Genomic DNA, 20460 nt, shown 5'->3' on the forward strand with positions numbered 1-20460 from the left:
TTTGATTCCTTTAAGATTAAGTCATCATAGGGAAATAAGATCAAAAAATGGGGGAATCAAAATGATAGAAAGAATACATCGTTACAAAAATCATCTGACTTTGCTTTCTGGTTTTATAATTGCCGCAGCTTTTATAGCAAAGGTATTTAAAATTGCCGAATGGAGTAATGGTCTTCTTGTTGTAGCAACCATCATTGCCGTTATTCCGATTGCGATTAAAGCCTGGCAAGCGATTCGCATGAGGGTATTTAGTATTGAATTACTCGTGACAATGGCTGTCATTGGAGCTGTTTTTATTCATGAATATACGGAGTCAGCCGTCGTGACCTTCTTATTTTTGTTCGGAGATTATTTAGAAGTCCGAACGTTACAAAAGACACGTTCATCACTGAAGGAATTAGTGGATATGGCGCCTCAGGAAGCAACATTACTTCGCGAGGATGGTACCAGACAGACTATTAGCATTGATGATGTACAAAAAGGTCACCGTTTAGTTGTTTTACCTGGAGGTAAGATTCCGGTGGATGGGGTGATTGTACAAGGTCACGCGTCAATCAACGAAGCCGCTATTACGGGTGAATCTCTGCCCATTAACAAAGCAAACAATGACCACGTATACAGTGGCTCAATCCTTGACACAGGTTATCTCGAAATTATTGCAGAAAAGGTTGGGGATGATACAACTTTTGCGAAAATTATTGAACTTGTCGAAGAGGCACAGGAGTCTAAATCAAAAGCAGAACGTTTCTTAGATCGATTTTCCAGTTACTATACACCAACAATTGCTCTTCTTTCTGTACTCGTTTATATCATGACTCGTGATTTGCACTTAGCTATTACGTTCCTAGTCATTGCTTGCCCAGGTGCACTGGTCATCGGAGCTCCAGTTTCTAATGTTGCGGGGATTGGTAACGGAGCAAAAAATGGCGTTTTGATCAAAGGCGGTGACATCATGGAAAATTTCGCTAAGGTTGATACGTTAGTTTTTGATAAAACAGGGACCTTAACAAAAGGAAAACCGGAAGTAACGGATTTGCACACTTTTACCTTTATGCCAGCTGACAAGATATTTGGCTTAGTTGCAAAAGCAGAATCGATCTCGGAACACCATTTAGGTCAAACGATTGTTAAAGAAGCAGAAAGGAAGAGAATGGATTTAAATTCTTACACAATTAGTGAAGGCGAAGCCATTAAAGGTCATGGTATCACAGCTACAGTTGATGGTTATTCAATTGTTGCAGGTAACCGTAAGCTGATGGACGCTGAAAGAATCGAGATCCATTCTGACGCGGCAGAATATGCGGTTGATCGAGAAAAAGCGGGGAACACAGCGATCTTCATTGCTATTGATGACCAGTTAGTTGCGATTATATCGGTTGCAGACCAAATTCGAGATGACACTAAAGTGGCCTTAGAAGATATGCGAGCAAATGGAATAAAACGAATGGTTATGTTAACAGGGGATAACCGTCATACAGCTGAAGCCGTAGCAAATCAACTTGGAATAGATGAGTTTCATGCAGAATTATTGCCAAATGAAAAAGTAGAGTATGTGAAGAAATTAAAAGAACAAGGAGCCATTGTCGCCATGGCTGGGGATGGAATCAATGATGCACCCGCCATTGCAACGGCAGATATTGGAATAGCTATGGGTGAAGGCGGCACAGATGTTTCAATGGAAACAGCGGATGTTGTTTTAATGGCAGATAAACTTTCTCAATATGCACATGCCTATTCTTTATCAAAAGCGACAATACGGAACATGCATCAAAATATCACGATTGCCTTAGCAGTTGTCGTCATCTTGATCCTTGGTGTACTTGCTGGACAATTGCATCTCGCTAGTGGGATGTTTATCCATGAAGGCAGCGTACTCGTTGTCATCTTGAATGCCATGCGTTTAATCGGGTTTAAAACGAAAGCCAGCCAAAAACATAAAAAACAACATCATAAAGTAAGAGAGTCTTATGTTTCATAAAAAAAATCTACAACTTGATAAGCATCAATTTTTTAAATGAAGAAACGATTTAAAATAAAAGAAAAAGGAGGCAATAAAAAATGTCAAAAGCAAAAGCTACTTTCCAATTAGAACCATTAACTTGTCCATCATGTATTAAAAAAATTGAAACAACACTCAATAAGACTGAAGGTGTAGAATCCGCCAAAGTCATGTTTAACTCAAGTAAGGTAAAAACTGAGTTTGATGAATGCCAAGTAAAGGCAAGTCAACTAGAAGAAACAATCAAAAAACTGGGTTATCCAGTATTATCTTCAAAAGTGTTATAAAAAGAGATTCTAAGGGTACTAAATCTAATCTTAAAAATGATAGGTAAAAATTTAATTTCCTTTTATATGAATCATAATCCCCTGAAGAGATTTTTTCTTCAGGGTTTTTTGATAAGATAAATACATAGTGTTCTTTAAAATTCACATGGAAAAGAGTGCTGCGGCATTTAGATTGATTATGGCAACTAGAGGTGAAACCTTCTTGGATTACCGCCTTAAAAGGTTGATAGAAGCAGGAGCTTTTTGGGTAGAAGATAATTTTGATGCTAGGAATGAAACTGTATGTGGGGGTGGGGAGTATGAATTGTTTTTGCGGGAACAGAGAAACAAATGATTTAAAAATAGAAGGAGATGTCGGAGCAGACCCGATTTGGTGTAATAAATGCGGTTGCAACCTTGACATAGAGGATATTCCGATTTCAGATGTATTAGCAGAGGAATTAGTATCTTGGGCAATGAAGTACGGAGAATGGATTGATTGGGACAAAGACAAATTGCTCCCTAACGGTATTGAACTGGAAGATGAGTTTAATCAAATTGGGGTGGCTTTAACTGAAAAAGTAAAACAAGAACTTGGTCATAAATATAAAGTAAAATACTCCCTATCAACGAGTGCGAGGTATTATTCGAAAAATTAATAAACGTCTTGGAAAGAATGGTAGAATAAAAGTTATGAAAGAGTAGGTGAATACGATGAGCGGCAAAACCAACCAAGAATTAGAAAAACAGATGAAATTGGTTTTATTAGGCTTAAAAGAAACGAGTAGGAAACAAAAGGAAAAAAGATATAAAAAGTACTGGAGTGAAATAGAAATTCCTTTTACGCTCCATGAAAGACTTAATAACTATACGAAATATGAACTAGATACGATTAGAAAAAATTTAGAAATAAAAAATGCAAGTAGTTTGAAAAAAGCCGAGCTCATTGCATTATTACAAGAACAGATACCTGATTCTTTAAAACAAATTCACCTTCTATGGGATTCCGAAAGATTTAAATTATTAACAAATGCCGCTAGCAATGGTGGCAAGATCGATGCACCGGATTTAGAAGACGATCAAATCGAATACTTTCGTGATAATGGTTTAATTTACACCGGGACATTTAAAGGAAAGAAGATATTGGCTGTACCTGATGACCTTATCGAACAAATCATTGCATTGAAAGACAATATAAAAGTAAGAGCTACGGTTAATAGAAATACAGAGTGGATTAAACTTACAGCCGGTCTTCTTTATTATTATGGAACATTAAGCACACAACAAATGATATCCATGATAGAAAAGTATACTAAAGAAACCATAAATTTAAGAGACTACTTTGAAGTCATTCATGAAGCTAATTCTTATCGTAAGCAAACCTATATAGATGAGAATGGCTTCTCAAATATTCGAGTGTTTGATCCAAAAAGAGTGAAGCAGGAACATCAAGCGAGGAAAAGTGTATCTTACTATCCTTTTACAAAACAGCAACTTCTTAAAGCAGGTGAACCTGAATTTGTAGAGAGAAATAAAAGCTATCTACAATTAGTGAACTTCCTTACACAAAACTTTGAACTCGATAGGGAAGAAGCGGATAGTATTGTCGAAGAATGTGTCTATGCAGCAAGGAGCGGTGAAGCTCCTAGTGACATTTTAAAGTTTTTAAGTCGTGCAATTGAATTTGATAGTATGGAAACTGTCCAAGCTGTGATGGATAGAGTCGTTTATCTCATGAATAACACGAGGGAATGGATTCTTAAAGGCTATGCACCAGCAGAGTTAAGTGCAAAGAAGAAAGAACCTTTACAACCATTACCAACATCTAAATTCAACCAAAATGATAGCAAAAAGGTTGTCAAGGTAGGCAGAAATGAGCCGTGCCCTTGTGGAAGTGGAAAAAAGTATAAAAAATGCTGTGGAAAATAAAGCGATAAAGCGAAAAAAGTAATAGATACATTGAGCCTGAGTTTGTCAAATAGTCTGCTAGTGTATCCCGTTTGATAGCCAGAACTTCAACGATCATGTTGGAGTCTTTTTTTCTTTGTCTCAGTGTCTTTCTAGCGTGGACTTATCTAAGGAAATGTCTTTCTTCGGTACCTGACACCCTAAAAGGTACAATCCCTTCTAATCTTGGGCGAATGGGATGTCTTGGAGAACCTTTCAAGGTTAATAGGGATTGATAATGCGTTTTAAAAACATACGGGGTAATATTCATCTTCTTACAATGATCAATAATGGATTGAGTGAGTTTATTATGTAAGGATTCAGATATGTTTTTTGATGGGTCCCCCCAACCGAATACGACTTTATCTGCTTTACTCATATAGAGTTTTATGTGGTTTAAGTTTTTCTCAAAAATTTTATCTAGGTCATGATTGTCTAGGCTACTAATGGCAGTAAAAATATTTGATAAACCATTTGAATGTGTTTCATAAAATGGAAAGAGATTAAAAAATAGGGCTTTACCATATCCTTCAGAATAAGCAAATTTGATCACTTTATTGACGGTCATATCCGAGGTGGCTGTTGTTGCTTTGCTTGGATTCATCAGAATAAAGGCGATCGTTCGATTGTTATCATGATTCAATTTCACCGAGAGGATATACCGTGCTTGGATCGAATCAGAAATTTCTTCGATCTCACACTTTAAGATACCTGTGCAATATTGTGGATTATACTTAACGGTTCTCATGGATCTCATCCTTTAATTTAAATCATTTTTGCTTCTCTTAATCCCATAATACATGTCTAACAAGAGATATCCCATGGACATAATGATGATATGTATTTAGAAAGGGATGATTGTTGATGCTAGTTGATTTTGAAATAAACTTAGACGGTGCATGGAAGCGATTAGATACTATAGAATTAGATCCGTCCCTTGATGAGCAAGGGACTTATTTGGTACTAGTCAAAAATATAACAATGAATCTTTCTTCTTTTAGAAATCGACTTATTCGCTTTAAAGCACCTTTGATAGATCAAGATGGTAAAGTAACTAGTCTCAAGGTGAAGGAGTTAGGTTTTTGGTTTATGCATCAGAATAAAATTTTTGTAGCAAATCACAACTATTATTATCGTGAATATCTCATTCCACCTGATGATGAATTATAGATGTCACTCATTCTTCATCAAGTTCATCCAAAAAAGGTTTATTAACGTAATAGTACATGACCCCCATGAAAAAGACACCACCAACGAGATTTCCCAACGTAACTGGTATAATGTTTCGAACAACACTGATAATATTTATTGCAGGGTCCTGATTTATGACAAGAGCGATGGCAAAAGTACACATGTTAGCAATACTATGTTCATACCCCGAAATAAAAAAGCAGAATACGAAGAGTACCATGGAAAAAAGTTTGGGTCCATCACCTTTTAACGTCATCGGAATGAAGAAAGCAAGACAAACAAGCCAATTACAGAGAACGCCTCTAAAAAAGAGTTCTATAATAGGGGCGTGTACTTTAAGATTAGCTACGTGAAGTAAAAAACGATTGACATCTGGACTATTAAACAAGCCTGTTAAATAAATAATTAAAGCAAAGAAGGCGGCACCGATAATATTTCCGACATAACTCGTGGTCCAAATTTTCGCAACATCCAACCATGGGATCTTTTTTCGTAATGCAGCATAAGTATAATAAAATGTATTTCCTGTAAATAAATCACCACCGCCATAAGAAATCAGGATAATAGCCGAACCAAACACAAGGGCAGCCATGGGATAAGCTGCTGGTGAATCTACGGAATAAAAGAAATTTCCTGTTTTAAATGATACGATAACACCAAATCCAATGAACATACTTGCAACAATCGCCCGTGATAAAAATCGTGTTTTACTGTTGCGAAAAATTTTCAGCTTTTTTGCGGCGAGTTTTTCAACCTCCATAAGTGATTTGCCTTCCATTATGTACCTCCTAGAATAATATGTATTAAAGTTACAGATATATATAAAATTCAGATGCCGATCTATATTATATATACCCAAAAAACTCAGATTTATTTAGTTTATTATATGACTGTCCTGAAAGTAGGGTAGCAAATATGATGAGGTCGTTTGATAAAGAAAACTTGCAGATTGCGGGGCCTATAAGGCGCAGGCAGAGGCCTAGTTGCATTTATACTTTCTAAAAGTGTAAAAAACCTTGAGGATATCCTCAAGGTAAAGGGATTACTTATATTTTGGGATTTCAAAGGTAATTGAATAATTTGATAGAAGATCATACATGCTTTTTATTTTAGATGTTTGTTTTACAGCCCATGCAATGTCAGTCGCATATTGATGGGAATAAGGTTTAGTAGGATTAGGATCCCAACGCATTTTATAAAGGGTATCTTGACCGGCATTTATATAACCGTCAGCTATCCATTTAGCTCCATTAATGATGGCTTTTTCTGGAGTATCCCATCTTTCTTTTCCATTTTTACTGTTAATAGAATACGCATATTCGGCGCCACTTTTCTCTGCTGTGCCATCAAATGCATGAATACCATACATATTATAAACTGAAATTCCCGAACCATTTGTTGATAATTTTCCGGTATTCGGATTAATTTTTAATTTCCCTGTTGCTAGATTAGAAGTTCCTTGACCCGTTTCAAGTAACGCATGGGCTATTAAATAAAGTTCATTTATATGATATAGCTCGGCGGCCTTAATAAAACTATCCGCTTTGCCTTCTAAAATGCCCTTACCTTTAAGTATTTTTTCATTTATTTCAGAGCTACTGGCATAAGATGGAGATGAGAGTTTGAGAAATTGAAAATCATTTGTTGAATAGTTATTTGGATTTAAATATTTTTCGATTTCCTCAGTACTGGCATTAATTGTCGTCGGATAAAAATTCTTAAGTTTATACCAACCATTAATTTGATTATCAATGTCCACTTTTTTTGAAGCGCCTAAAGTTGTTAAAACCTGATAATTGGTTCCAGGACCGCTTCGTACATTCCATGTGTCATTTGCCATCCACTTCATTGATTTAGCATCATAATATAGTGCATCTTTGATAATGTAAAATGAAACGTTGCTTTTATTATAATATGTCTGTGCCCGGCCAACTTGACTATTTATGGCGGTTTGAAGATCATAAGGAGAGTTTTGATAAATCACTTTTTTTTCAATTGTAGTTGGTTTAGGTACAGGTTTGGGTTTATTAGTTGATAGTTTCGTGACATAGGCCTTTGAAACATACGCATACCCTGGATTGTATTTAATTTTTAACCAACTGCCAGATGACCCAACTATTTCTACTGTTGTACCTTTAGATAGGGTTGATAGAATCGTTGCATCGCTCTTTGCAGCACTCCTGACATTTAACTTAACAGTGGTAATCCCCTTATCTAAGACTTTTAACGAGGGAGCCGTCTTTGTAACATGTCCTTTGTTTGTATAAGCATAGCTACTGCCATAATTAATAACCATCCAATTACCATTTTGTGCATAGACATTGAAAGAGGTTCCCTCCGGCCATGTCTTTAATTTTTTGCCATTTGGGGCATCTAGCACGTCCACTGCGCCTTTTCCATAAGCTTTATAAAGAGGTGTTGGTTTAGCCTTAGTGACATGTGTTTTATACGTATAAGCATAACCATTGTTATAACGAATTCGCAGCCAATTACCGATTTGTCCATTAACGGAAAGGGGGGTGTTCTTTGACCAAGTTGTCAAATGCTTTCCATTAGGAGTAGCTCGAATATAGACACCATTTGCACCATAACCTTCATATTTCACATTAACAAACGAAGGTGATGAGGTCGTTGTTTTCTTGACATATTTGGAATAGACGTAAGCAGGTTTATTGTTGTATTTTATTTTAAACCAACTTCCACTTGTTCCTGTAACAGTTAGTTTGGTTCCTTTTTTTACTAAACCTATAGGTTTTTTATTTGTGCTAGGTGTTGATCTTACATTTAAATTTTCTATTGCAGTATACGCCGTTGCCGCCAAGGAAATACTCGGTAAAACGATGTTGAAAAAAAGTAAAATGGCAATAGAAGTTATTATGATTTTAACGCACTTTTTCATTTCGTCTCCTTTATGTATGTAGTAGATTTTTTTTTATTCAGATTACTAATCTAATAATATCATAGCAACTTAAAGGATAGTTTTTTTTTGTAGAAAAAAGTCGCGTTTTTAAAAAAATAGTCAAATGTTACCGGTAAATAAGTAGTGTGAGAGGGAAAGGAGCCCATCTGATGTTGAATAAAGTGAAAAAAGATAGGTGGGGATCAACTATAAAGGTCCGATTGGTTCAGCTAACCAGTGGGGATAAAAAAAGCTACCTAAAACAGGTAGCTTTATCGAATAATTTAATTATTGATATTTTGGTATTTCATATGTGATTGTGTAGCTTGATAATAGATCATAGAGTTTCTTTATCTGTGACGTTTGTTTTACAGCCCAACCAATATCTGATGCATATTGATGTGTAGCTGGTTCTGCTGGGTTCCAACGCATTTTATATAATGTGTCTTGTCCGTTATTGATATAGCTTGAAGAAATAAACTTAGCTCCACCAACGATAGCGGCTTCCGGTGTGAACCATCCTTCTCTATAGGCTCTCTCAGCACCATATTTCTTAGGGTTAGAGTCAACGGCTCCAATACCATACATGTTGTAAACTTTTTTCGGCGTAACGGATTTTCCATTCACACTATTAACTATAATCCCTTTAGCTAGGGATGAAGTACCATTACCCGTCTCTAGTAGAGAGTGTGATATTAGATAGAGCTCATTGATACCTTGTTCTTTAGAAGCTTGGATAAATGAACTTGCTTTACCTGCAAGAACGCCTTTTTCCTTTAGTATTTTCTCATTTACTTCATTAGTGCTTAAATTTGTTGCAGATGAGAGTTTAAGAAATTGATAGTATTGAGTAGATCCAGCTTGGAAGTTTGCTGGATTTAAATAGTACTCAACGTCAGCAGGGCTTGCGTTTACCCAACCTGTAGGAAAATCAATTTGGTACCATGTATTTTTTCCTGATTTAACAGTTTTCTTGATGGTCACTTTTTTACCATTAGAGATCTGAGTAACTACCCAGTTATTTGTACTTGGGCCACCACGAACGTTCCACGTTCCGCTTTGTACTATACCAGAAGACCCTGAAATCTTAAGTTTTCCATTTGAGACAAAGGCCCCTTGAGAGATGAACATATTATAATGTTTATCCGTTTGCGGGCTGGCACCCATTTGTTTTTTGGTTACTGTATCTAAACTATAGTTATAAGTTTTTGCCTGATAGTTGGTTAACTTTTTAGGTTGTGCAGGTGCAGATAGTTTTTGTTTTTTTACATACTGACCAGATACAAAGGCGTAACCAGTTTTATATTTAATTTTAAGCCAACTACCGGTCCGGACAACTTCAACAGTTGTACCTTTTGGCAATGTGGCAAGTTTCGTAGCGGTACCACTTGCAGTACCTCTGACATTTAAATTAGCGGTTGTTGTTCCCTTATACAAAACTTTTTCAGATGGTGCATTTTTCGTTACATGACTTTTATACGTATAAGCATAACCGCGGCCATAGTTAATAACCATCCAGTTCCCATTTTGGGCATAGACATTAAATGGTGTTCCCTCTGGCCACGTAGCTAAGTGTTTTCCGTTAGGTGTTTGTCTGATGTAGACATAGTCCTTACCATAGGCTTTATAAGCTACAGGAGGATTTCCTTTTTTGACATGAGTTTTATACGTATAGGCATATCCGTTGTTGTACTTAATTTTTAACCAATTGCCAACTTGTCCGACAACGGTAATTGGGGTGTTTTTTGCCCAAGTGGTAAGATGTTTACCATTTGGCGTTTGGCGTATGTAGACGCCGTCTGCTCCATAGCCAGAAAAGTTGATTCTTTTAATTGGAGATGTCTTTGATACATGTGTTTTATAGGTATAAGCATAGTCGTTACCATACCCGATGACCATCCAATTCCCGTTTTGGGCATAGACATTAAACGGTGTTCCCTCTGGCCACGTAGCTAAGTGTTTACCACCCGGTGTTTGTCTAATATAGACATTATCCTTGCCATACGCGCGGTAAAGTGGAGATGGTTTCCCTTGTATGACGTGAGTTTTGTACGTATAGGCATATCCGTTGTTGTACTTAATTTTTAACCAATTGCCAACTTGTCCGACAACAATAATTGGGGTGTTTTTTGACCAAGTAGCTAAGTGTTTACCATTAGGCGTTTGGCGTATGTAGACGCCGTCTGCTCCATAGCCAGAAAAGTTGATTCTTTTAATTGGAGATGTCTTTGATACATGTGTTTTATAGGTATAAGCATAGCCGTTACCATACCCGATGACCATCCAGTTCCCATTTTGAGCATAGACATTAAACTGAGAGTCTATTGGCCACGTAGCTAAGTGTTTTCCGTTAGGTGTTTGTCTAACGTAGACATTGTCCTTGCCATAGGCTTTATAAGCTACAGGAGGTTTCCCTTGTATGACGTGAGTTTTGTACGTATAGGCATATCCGTTGTTGTACTTAATTTTTAACCAATTGCCTATTTGTCCGACAACGGTAATTGGGGTGTTTTTTGACCAAGTGGTTAAGTGTTTACCATTAGGCGTTGCCCGAATGTAGACGCCGTTCGCTCCGTAACCTTGATAGTTAAGATTTTTAAAGGAAGATGATGGCGATGACGTAACCGTTTTCTTGACATACTTTCCAGAGACATAGGCAGTTTTGTTTTTGTACTTAATTTTAAGCCAGCTTCCGCTCGTTCCTGTGACTGTTAATTTTGATCCCTTTTTCAACAATCCAATCGCTTTTTTACTGGTGCTTGGGGTTGGTCTGACATTAAGATTGTCCGTTGTTGTATATGTAGTAGCTGCAAATGAGGTACTAGGTGGGATAGTACTAACAATTAGGAAAATAGCCATAGCCATAGCTACTAACTTACTAAACTTTTTCATTTTCCCCTCCTTTTTAATTGTTTTGTATAAGGTTTCAACATCATTATAGTATCACAGAGAAGAAAAAATTGGATAAAAAATTGTTGAAAAAAATCGAAACTTGCAACAATTAATATTATTTTACTAGGATAAAAGTCCTTTATTTGGGTGTTTTATTCTAAAAGCAGGAAAAAAGAACCTAGTGTGAAGTAAAGTTTACTAGGTTCCCTTGTTTTTTTTTATAAGGATTGAATAGCTTGATAGATGAGATCTTCACTAACAGGTACGGAATATGAACCGTCATCGAATTGTTTCATTTGTCCAATTTTAGACATCAGAACAAATCTAATTTGGCCGTTTCGCACTTTTTTATCTGTGTACATTTTTTTGACCAATGCGTCTGGCGTAATATTTTCCGGGATAGTAAGATTAAATCCCGCTTTTTTGAGTAAGTCATATACTCTGACTGTTTCTTTAGCTTCGAGTAAACCTAATTGATTGGCTATTTTAGCTTGAATAACAAGTCCAACAGCAATGGCTTCACCATGTAATAAAGTATAGCCACTTAGCGCTTCCAAAGCTCGTCCTGCAGTATGACCCAAGTTTAAGATTTGACGGAGATTGGATTCTTTTTCATCCTTTTCAACGACATGAAATTTAATATCACAATTTTTGTAAGCAACATGTGAACAAACATTGGCATTTAATATCAGTTCATTTGAAGTTAGTATATCCTCCATATGGGTTTCGAGAAAACTGAAGAAGTCGCTATCAGCGAGACAGGCATGTTTAATCGTCTCAGCGAGTCCACTACGAAACTCGCGAAGAGGTAGAGTTTGCCATGTATCTAAGTCAATGTAGACCTTGGTTGGTTGATAGAACGTTCCTATTAAATTTGTTGCGACAGGCGTGTTAACCGCTGTTTTCCCGCCAACCGAAGCATCAGCAGCAGAAAGAAGCGTGGTTGAATAGTTAATGTATGGAATACCTCGACAAAATGTACTCGCAATAAAACCGGAAAGATCAGAAATCATGCCGCCACCTAATGCAATGATGGCACTGTCTCTTCCATAACCGAGGGCTAACATTTGATCTTCAATGTCTGTTTTTGTTTCTCTATTTTTTGTCTTTTCACCATTCGGTACCGTGAATAAATGACAGTCGTAACCTGCCTCTTTTAACAAATGGAGAAGTTTGTCACCATAAAACTTTGAAACAACGGAATCTGAAAGGATGGCTAATCTATTTACATTTTTTATTAAACCATGGTTTATATCTTCAACTAGTTTTGGAAAAAGCTGTCGTCCAATTTCGATATTATATGAATCATCGACAACTCTTTTTAATTCGACATGGAATTGCGTCATTACTGTTATTCCCTCCGTTTTCTCTCTCTACGATAAAAGTATGAATTAGGGTTATTATAACGCACCATTGAAAAAGAAAAAACAGAAAATTGAACAATAGACGTAAAATCGGTCATACAATTAAAAATATTGTGCAACGTTTTTTACTCGCATTACTATGAATAGCTACTAGATTGGGATAGAATAGGAAGGTTTGGTTACAATGAATGAATAAAATCAATTACTTGACAAAATAAATCGTAACTATTACTATTTAATATGCATTTGTTAATAAATCGGAAGCATTACGATTAAAAATACATAAGGAACGACTTAAGGAGGAAAGGCTCATTGGCAGAGAAAGACAAGATCCGTAAGTTCATAGGAATTTTTTTATTAATGGGTAGTCTACTCGTCTTAACTGCTTGTGGTTCGCAAACCCGACAATCTAATCATGCATCAGGGAAAATTAATCTTGTTGTAGCAGAAGATTTTTATGGTGAAGTAGCCAAAGCGGTTGGTGGAAAACATGTCCATGTTACTTCTATTATAAATTCGCCTAATATAGACCCACACGAATTTGATCCCACTGCACAAACGACGATATCGGTAAGTAAAGCAGATCTCGTTATTTATAATGGTATAGGGTATGATAATTGGATGGAGAAATTGGTTAATTCAACAAATAAGAATGTGCCAACCATACGTGTGGGTGAAGATGTCATGAAAAAACAAGAGGGTGACAATGAGCACCTGTGGTACGATCCAAAAACAATGCCGAAACTAGCTAGTTATCTAGCAGGTCGATTAGCTAAAATAGACTCTAAGAATGCTGATACGTATAATCATAACGCAAAAGTCTATAACAAATCTTTACAACCTGTAACGAGCTTAGTGAAGGAACTTAAACAGTCTAAAGCAAAAAGTGTTGACGTATCGGAACCCTTATTTGATAATATGTTGACTGCACTCAATTATAAAGTAAAAAATCCAAAGTTCTCTTTAGCAGTTGAAGAAGGTTCTGATCCTGCTCCTAAGGATCTAGCTGCGATGCAAAATGATATAAAGGGTAAAAAAATAGACTTCTTTGTCAATAATAAACAAGTAGAAAACCCGACATTAAAATCACTTCTCAAATTGGCTCGTGAGAAGGATATTCCTATCGTTAACGTAACGGAAACCTTGCCAAAAGGGAAAACATATAAAACGTGGATGTTAGATGCATTAAGGCAAATAAAACAAATTCAAGATTAATCCGAATCGAAAAGCTAACAATAACAGATTGATTGTCGAAATAACATTTACTGCCGGTAACTCTCGATCAAAATAAGGGTAACCGGCTCTTTATATGATAAATAAAATTTAAGGGAGTGAAAAAAAGTGTTTAAAACATTAGATGTTGATCATATTAATGTTATTTTTAATGGCGAACGGATTCTTAAAGACCTTTCTTTTTCTGTTCATAAGGGAGAGATGCTAGGTGTCATAGGCCCAAACGGTGCAGGGAAATCGACTTTATTAAAAGTCATCTTAGGACTCATCACGCCACAAGAGGGGAAAGTCTCTATTCAAAGTACAAATAAAAAACCTGTGATTGGATACGTTCCACAGTCACGGTTAATAGATGCTGATATGCCCATTCGTGCATGGGATTTTGTGTCTCTTGGCTTACCGAATATGATTCGTCCATGGCTAACGAGAAGAGAGCGAAATAAAGTAAGTAAAATGATGGAAGAAACGGACACGATTCATCTCGCTATGAAGCCAATTGGAAAACTATCTGGCGGGGAAAAGCAGCGTGTCTATCTTGCACAAGCACTTGCAAGAGATCCTGATGTCTTACTATTAGATGAATCGACCTCTAATTTAGATCCCGATGCTCAAGAAGCTATGACGTCACTCGTCCATCATCTTTGTGAAAGTCGAAATATCGGCATTATATTTATTAGCCACGATCTTCATTTGGTGAAAAAATATGCCCATCGGATTTTGCATATGACAAGAGGACAGTATATTATTGGGAAAACAGAAGAGATCATGAAAGATGAGAAGGAACTTTCTCTCTGTTTGCACCCACCTTACTCTGATGAATCAATCACTTCGGTTGATCAACAAATCAATCAAGAGATAAATGATGAACGCATTCGCACTTACTAAATAGTATAGTTAAAAGTTTGGAGTTGGGAGTTGATGTTTTTAGATGTTCCAATATGATTTTATGCAACATGCCTTCATTGCAGGTACGTTTGTTGCTGTGATGTGCGGGGCTTTTGGTGTCTTTGTTATGGCTAGAGGTTTATCTTTTATTAGTCATACATTTTCACATATCGGTTTTTCTGGTGCCTCATTCGCTGTATTCATGGGATGGGATCCATTAACTGGGTTATTATTGTTTACAACAGTAAGTGGACTTGCTGTGGGTCAAATGGGAGTTAAAATTTTTAGACGAGATGCGGCAGTAAGTGTCATTTTAAGTCTTTTTCTCGGTCTAGGTATCTTATTTTTATTTCTGTCAAATAAGCAAACCAATTTTGCAACAACCATTCTTTTTGGCAGTGTTGTAGGTATCAGTTTCCAAAATGTCATCGAGATTGTTATCATTTCATTAATTTTATTAATCGTACTTATTCTAAGCTACCGAGTATTGAAGTTTGATTCGTTTGATCCGGCGGGTGCCCATGCAGCAGGTTTACCTGTTCGTTTTATTTCAATTGGATTTTTATTAGTTTTGTCTATTTTAGTTGCGGAAGCTGTTCAAATTGTTGGTGCCTTGCTTGTGTTTGCCCTATTAACAGTACCAGCTTCAGCCGCTCGGTATCTGACACATTCCGTTTTTGGAATGATCCTTCTTTCATCCCTCTTCTCCTTAATTGGGGTTTGGGCAGGTTTAAGTTTAAGTTACTTAACGAATGTGCCTGTTAGTTTTTATATTACGATGATTGAAGCCATCTTTTATTTTCTAGCTTTAATATGGCAAACGGTCCGATTACGGTGGACGAAAGAACGAACCTTATAGCTCGTGTTGAAAAAGGAGACAAATCAGAAGCAAGAAGATAAGAGCGCGCAGTTCCTGAGGACCGGCATTCCACAGGATGTGGTGGCTTCTGGCGCCAGCCACAGGACGTGAGCGATTTTAGTTGAAGATCCTCTTGGATAGCGCCCGAGATTCGTAGCTTATCATTTGGTGACTTTTTGAACAACCTTGTATAATACGTGTTCAAAAAGGTGACAAATCAGAAGCAAGAAGATCAAGGCGGCACCGTTTTGAGGACCGGAATGTAGGTTTTTACTACATGAGGACCGGAAAAACAAGCCAACGCCGAGGTTCGTAGCTTATCATTTGGTGACTTTTTGAACAACCTCTTATAGGGCTAAAAACATATAACCTAGTGTTTTTTATCTACCAATACATCGACTAAAGAACCATTTATCTCAAAATTGACCGAGATAAATGGTTTTTTAGTTTAAATCATCTAATAAATGGGAAAAATGACTTTAACAAGAATGAAACACTACCGTCATCGTATTAAACCATCTTAAAGAGTGGAGGGAAAGACATGAAAAATGTAAAAACCGTAGAAAAGTTATTTGAAGATGTGTCGGTTTCCGATGTTATGATGGACTTTGCTGGTGTAGGGGTTATAGGTGGAATCATTGCTTTAGCCATATTTGCTAGTCCTTTTTAATATAAAATAAAAGGTATCTAAATACTTATAATTGTGTTCAAAAAGGTGACAAATCAGAAGCAAGGCGACGCCGAGATTCGCAGCTTATCATTTGGTGACTTTTTGAACAACCTCTATAAGGGACCAACATGATGTATGTTGGTCCCATTTTCCTGTCTTTCAATAATGCCTAACATGATCTTCTATTCATTCTTCTTTAAATATGTCCAGCCGTCTTCTTGGTAAACTTTACCTTCTTTCATAAGTTTGCCTAGAGCACGCTTGAAGGCACCTTTACTCAACTCAAATTTATTATAAATATCATCTGGCAAGCTCTTGTCCCAAAAAGGCATGGCGCCATTTCGAGAGACCATATAGTCATATAGTTTTCTTGCATCTTCATCCATCGCTTCATAGCCTCTTTTACGTAAGGTTATATTGATGGTTCCGTCTTCTTTGACTTCAATCACACGTCCGTGGATGGCTTGACCAAGTCTTGGTTCAGGTTGGTTATTGCGCTCATCTTCATGTAGAAAGCCAATAATACGATCCTCCGTGATGACACGAGTGCCTGTCATTAAATGACGATATACGTATGCCGTAATATCACGATTAAACATGTCGTCAGAAGCTGGAGCCGACATGGCTCTCATCGTTTCTTCATCGGCTAGTTTTCCAAACAACCGATCTTTCTTATCCGTTTTAAGAGAAATGTAAAGCTTGTCTCCCTTATATGGCCAAATAGACCATTCCTCCGATAAGTCATCTGTTGATATGAGAATGTCTTTTGAGATGCCAATATCAACAAATACACCTAAACGTCTTTTTACTTCAACAACCTCAGCCCAATCATATGTATCAAGAGTAATGGATGGAATAGACATGGTCGCACAAAGTCTGCCTTGGTGATCTTGATATAAAAATACCCGAATTTTCCCGCTTGGTGTTGTGCCTTCTTCTATATCATTGTGGTGAAGGAGGACTTCCTCTTTCCCGTTTGATAAAAAATATCCAAATGGTGCTTCGCGAACAACATCACATTCGATTATAGTTCCTGGATAGAATTCATTCATGTTAAGTATCTCCTCTATAAATGTTAATAACTTTGCCATCTAAAAATATCATTCATTTTCTAAAGGATTATTATACCATGAATCGACTTTTATTAATTTTTTGCAAATAACATCTTAGAAAAGTGCTAAGTATTAGGCATTATGCTAAAATATTTTTAACAAGAAAATAAGGTTCTAAACCTAACATTTACAGTCATTTCAGCATTATATCTGTATAAACTTCTCTTGAATGAAAAATTATTGATTTAGGTTCTAAAAGTAGGAATAAGAAAAGATAAGCTATCTTGCCATATATTTTGACAGAATAATCAATCAATAAGATTCTTAACAGAAATTTTTTTAGTAAGGAGAGGCAGCTATGACATCAGAAAAACATATGAATTCCAATCCTTGGTTATCTTTTTCAGGACCTAACTTGGGTTATGTCTTGGATAAATATGAGAAGTTCCTAAAGGATAAAAATAGCGTTGATCCGCATGATCGTTATTTTTTTGAAAACTACGGACGTCCTAATGTAAATGAATTTGAAACAGCCCCCAAACCAGAACGTGTTATGGATCAATCGATAAACATAGAGCATGTTGTTTCTACGGTTAGATTAGTGGAAAATATTCGTACATATGGCCATCTGCTTGCTCGTATCAATCCGTTATTCGGTGTAAATAACATTCATTCTTTGCCTTCTTTTCTTAACTTAGAAGAGTTTAATTTGACTATTGAAGATCTTCAAGTGATACCTGCACACTATATATGGAAAGATGCTCCAAACTTTTTGACATCCGCTTATGATGTTGTGACATATTTGAAAGAAAAGTATTCTTCGACGCTTGCTTATGAATTTAATCATGTCTATGAGCAAGAAGAGCGTGAATGGTTAACAAACATGGTTGAGCAAGATCATCTCCGTTTATCATTATCTGATAATGATAAAGTTCAATTACTAGAACGGTTGACTGAAATCGAGGAATTTGAACGCTTCCTTCATAAATCGTTTGTTGGGCAAAAGCGATTCTCAATTGAAGGGTTAGATATGCTCGTTCCGATTTTAGATAGACTGATCGGTATTGGGGTTAATGAAGGCTGTAAAAACGTCATTCTGGGTATGGCACACCGAGGCAGGTTAAATGTTCTAGCCCATGTCCTCGGAAAACCCTATCATAAGATATTTTCCGAATTTGTTCACTCCCCTAATAAAGAAATGATTCCATCAGAAGGGTCTAAAGGAATCAATTTTGGTTGGACGGGCGATGTGAAATATCATTTAGGAGCCAATCGGACGATTGCAGACAAGGGATCAACCGAAGTTAAAGTTACATTGATGAATAATCCAAGTCATTTAGAATTTATTGGTCCTGTCGTTGAAGGCTATACGCGAGCAGCCCAGGAAGAACTGGATCAAAAAGGTCATTCACATCAATATATTCAAAAGTCATTTGCTGTCCTTATACATGGAGATGCCGCTTTTCCAGGTGAGGGAGTTGTAGCTGAAACGCTAAATTTAAGTCGATTAAAGGGATATGAAACAGGTGGGACCATTCATATTATCGCAAATAACCAATTAGGATTTACGACCGATCCGATGGATGCTCGTTCAACGAAATATGCGAGTGATTTAGCCAAAGGATTTGAAATCCCCATTGTGCATGTCAATAGTGATGATCCAGAAGCTTGCCTTCAAGCAGCAGAATTAGCTTATCAATATCGGAAAATATTCCATAAAGACTTTTTAATTAATTTAATTGGATATCGGTGTTTTGGACATAACGAGATAGACGACCCCATGACGACGCAACCTTTACTATATAAGAAAATACAACAACACCCGACTGTTCAGTCTATTTATGCAAAGGTCTGTGAAGAGGCAGGATTAATCACTCAGAATGCCATACAAGACATGAAGAACACGTTACATGACCAATTTCAAAGGATTTACGCTGATATAAAATCTAAAGATAAAGAGAAAAACTTTGAACGACTCGACATTCTTCCAGCTAAGTTGCCTGAAATAAATACGGCCATACCACTAAAGACTTTACAGGCCCTAAATGGTGAATTAATGGATTGGCCAAAATCCTTTCATCCTTATCCTAAGTTAGAAAGAATTCTGACCCGTCGAATGAGGGCACTATCTGAACAAGGGGTGGTCGATTGGGGGTTAGCAGAGTCGTTAGCTTTTGCTTCCATTTTAAAAGATGGACGATCCATACGTTTCACAGGCCAGGATGTTGGTCGAGGAACGTTTGCACATCGTCATGTTGTATTAAAAGATAGTGAAAATGGAGAAACCTATATTCCATTACAACATCTGAATGAAGCTACAGGTTCATTTCAAATTTTTAATAGTCCACTGTCAGAGACGGCCGTTCTAGGTTTCGAATATGGTTATGATGTTTTTGCTCCCCAAACTTTGGTGATTTGGGAAGCCCAATTTGGGGATTTTGCCAATGTGGCTCAAGTGATTTTTGACCAATTTATCGCAGCAGGAAGAGCCAAGTGGGGGCAAAAATCAGGACTTGTTATGCTGCTCCCTCATGGTTACGAAGGTCAGGGACCTGAACATTCAAGTGCCCGCCTTGAACGTTACTTGCAATTGGCTGCCGAAAATAATTGGACAGTCGCTAACGTGACAAGTAGTTCACAATATTTTCATGTCTTACGCAGGCAAGCCTTAATTAAAGGTCATGAGTCAGTCAGACCATTAGTTATTATGACGCCTAAAAGTTTATTAAGACATGCCAAAGCAGCTTCAAAGATTGAGAAATTCTCCGAGGGCGGATTCCAGCCCGTTTTGGAACCGGATGATGCTAGTGACTCGATTGACCAAGTGGAGAGACTTGTATTATGTAGTGGCAAAATGGCTATAGATCTGGAGACTGAAAGAGAGAAGATAAAAAAAGAATGCGTTTGGTTGAGGATTATTCGTATTGAAGAGTTATATCCATTCCCTGCTGAAGAGATTGAACACTTGATATCACGTTATCCAAATCTAAGGGAACTCGTATGGGTACAAGAGGAGCCGAAGAATATGGGGGCTTGGCAGTATATAGCACCCTACCTTCGTGAATGTGCACCACATCATATGGACCTTAAATACATTGGAAGACCACGTCGATCTAGTCCAGCAAGTGGTGAACCAGATATTCATAAACGAGAACAACGACGAATCATCGTTGAAGCACTTAAACAATCCAAGTAAACGAAAA

At 37.0% G+C, this 20460-nt stretch carries 16 protein-coding genes; 10 read left to right on the top strand and 6 right to left on the bottom strand.

Going from position 1 to position 20460, the window contains the following annotated elements; genetic code table 11:
* Positions 1-61 precede the first annotated feature (61 nt).
* The 4 genes from GMB86_RS00155 to GMB86_RS00170 all read left to right on the top strand — a co-directional run bounded on the left by GMB86_RS00155 (position 62) and on the right by GMB86_RS00170 (position 4194).
* A complete protein-coding gene (locus GMB86_RS00155) occupies positions 62-1978 on the top strand; it encodes a heavy metal translocating P-type ATPase (RefSeq protein ID WP_155215590.1) in 1917 nt (638 codons plus the stop codon).
* 80 nt (positions 1979-2058) lie between these two features.
* Positions 2059-2286: a heavy-metal-associated domain-containing protein gene (locus GMB86_RS00160; RefSeq protein WP_155215593.1), complete on the top strand. Its 228-nt coding sequence runs from the start codon at positions 2059-2061 to the stop codon at positions 2284-2286.
* 299 nt (positions 2287-2585) lie between these two features.
* Positions 2586-2924 carry a hypothetical protein gene (locus tag GMB86_RS00165; RefSeq protein WP_155215595.1) on the top strand — a complete coding sequence of 113 codons (339 nt, stop codon included), beginning with the start codon at positions 2586-2588 and terminating at the stop codon, positions 2922-2924.
* Positions 2925-2979: 55 nt separating this feature from the next.
* Complete coding sequence (locus tag GMB86_RS00170) at positions 2980-4194, top strand: YecA family protein (RefSeq protein WP_155215597.1); 1215 nt, start codon at positions 2980-2982, stop codon at positions 4192-4194.
* Positions 4195-4336: 142 nt separating this feature from the next.
* Here GMB86_RS00170 and GMB86_RS00175 read toward each other — a convergent pair whose 3' ends face one another.
* Complete coding sequence (locus GMB86_RS00175; protein ID WP_196220073.1) at positions 4337-4960, bottom strand: DUF1643 domain-containing protein; 624 nt, start codon at positions 4958-4960, stop codon at positions 4337-4339.
* A 116-nt stretch (positions 4961-5076) separates the two neighbouring features.
* On the opposite strand from GMB86_RS00175, the gene GMB86_RS00180 reads away from it, so the two are divergent.
* A complete protein-coding gene (locus GMB86_RS00180) occupies positions 5077-5382 on the top strand; it encodes a hypothetical protein (RefSeq protein WP_155215601.1) in 306 nt (101 codons plus the stop codon).
* A 7-nt stretch (positions 5383-5389) separates the two neighbouring features.
* Here GMB86_RS00180 and GMB86_RS00185 read toward each other — a convergent pair whose 3' ends face one another.
* From GMB86_RS00185 to aroB, 4 genes are all read right to left on the bottom strand, one after another.
* Entirely contained in the window at positions 5390-6181 is a 792-nt protein-coding gene (locus tag GMB86_RS00185) for a formate/nitrite transporter family protein (RefSeq protein WP_155215602.1), read from the bottom strand.
* Between the two features lie 264 nt (positions 6182-6445).
* Positions 6446-8302: an SH3 domain-containing protein gene (locus GMB86_RS00190; RefSeq protein ID WP_155215605.1), complete on the bottom strand. Its 1857-nt coding sequence runs from the start codon at positions 8300-8302 to the stop codon at positions 6446-6448.
* Between the two features lie 288 nt (positions 8303-8590).
* Positions 8591-11194, bottom strand: a complete 2604-nt coding sequence (locus GMB86_RS00195; protein WP_155215607.1) for an SH3 domain-containing protein — start codon at positions 11192-11194, stop codon at positions 8591-8593.
* Between the two features lie 218 nt (positions 11195-11412).
* The gene (aroB, locus tag GMB86_RS00200; protein WP_155215609.1) at positions 11413-12540 is read right to left on the bottom strand and encodes a 3-dehydroquinate synthase; all 1128 of its coding nucleotides are present in this window, start codon (positions 12538-12540) and stop codon (positions 11413-11415) included.
* A gap of 330 nt (positions 12541-12870) precedes the next feature.
* On the opposite strand from aroB, the gene GMB86_RS00205 reads away from it, so the two are divergent.
* The 4 genes from GMB86_RS00205 (at position 12871) to GMB86_RS15880 (ending at position 16205) form a co-directional block, all read left to right on the top strand.
* Entirely contained in the window at positions 12871-13773 is a 903-nt protein-coding gene (locus GMB86_RS00205; protein ID WP_230458934.1) for a metal ABC transporter solute-binding protein, read from the top strand.
* A 126-nt stretch (positions 13774-13899) separates the two neighbouring features.
* Entirely contained in the window at positions 13900-14676 is a 777-nt protein-coding gene (locus tag GMB86_RS00210; RefSeq protein ID WP_155215611.1) for a metal ABC transporter ATP-binding protein, read from the top strand.
* Between the two features lie 43 nt (positions 14677-14719).
* A complete protein-coding gene (locus tag GMB86_RS00215; protein ID WP_155215613.1) occupies positions 14720-15535 on the top strand; it encodes a metal ABC transporter permease in 816 nt (271 codons plus the stop codon).
* Between the two features lie 541 nt (positions 15536-16076).
* Positions 16077-16205, top strand: a complete 129-nt coding sequence (locus GMB86_RS15880) for a hypothetical protein (protein ID WP_268987273.1) — start codon at positions 16077-16079, stop codon at positions 16203-16205.
* Positions 16206-16387: 182 nt separating this feature from the next.
* On the opposite strand, the gene GMB86_RS00220 is transcribed toward GMB86_RS15880, so the two are convergent.
* Positions 16388-17257, bottom strand: coding sequence for a CvfB family protein (locus tag GMB86_RS00220; protein ID WP_155215615.1), 870 nt, complete (start codon positions 17255-17257; stop codon positions 16388-16390).
* A gap of 358 nt (positions 17258-17615) precedes the next feature.
* Here GMB86_RS00220 and GMB86_RS00225 point away from each other — a divergent pair, with 358 nt between their 5' ends.
* Positions 17616-20453 carry a 2-oxoglutarate dehydrogenase E1 component gene (locus GMB86_RS00225; RefSeq protein ID WP_155215617.1) on the top strand — a complete coding sequence of 946 codons (2838 nt, stop codon included), beginning with the start codon at positions 17616-17618 and terminating at the stop codon, positions 20451-20453.
* Positions 20454-20460: the final 7 nt, after the last annotated feature.

The sequence above is a fragment of the Terrilactibacillus tamarindi genome (assembly GCF_009718825.1).
Lineage (GTDB): Bacteria > Bacillota > Bacilli > Bacillales > Sporolactobacillaceae > Terrilactibacillus > Terrilactibacillus tamarindi.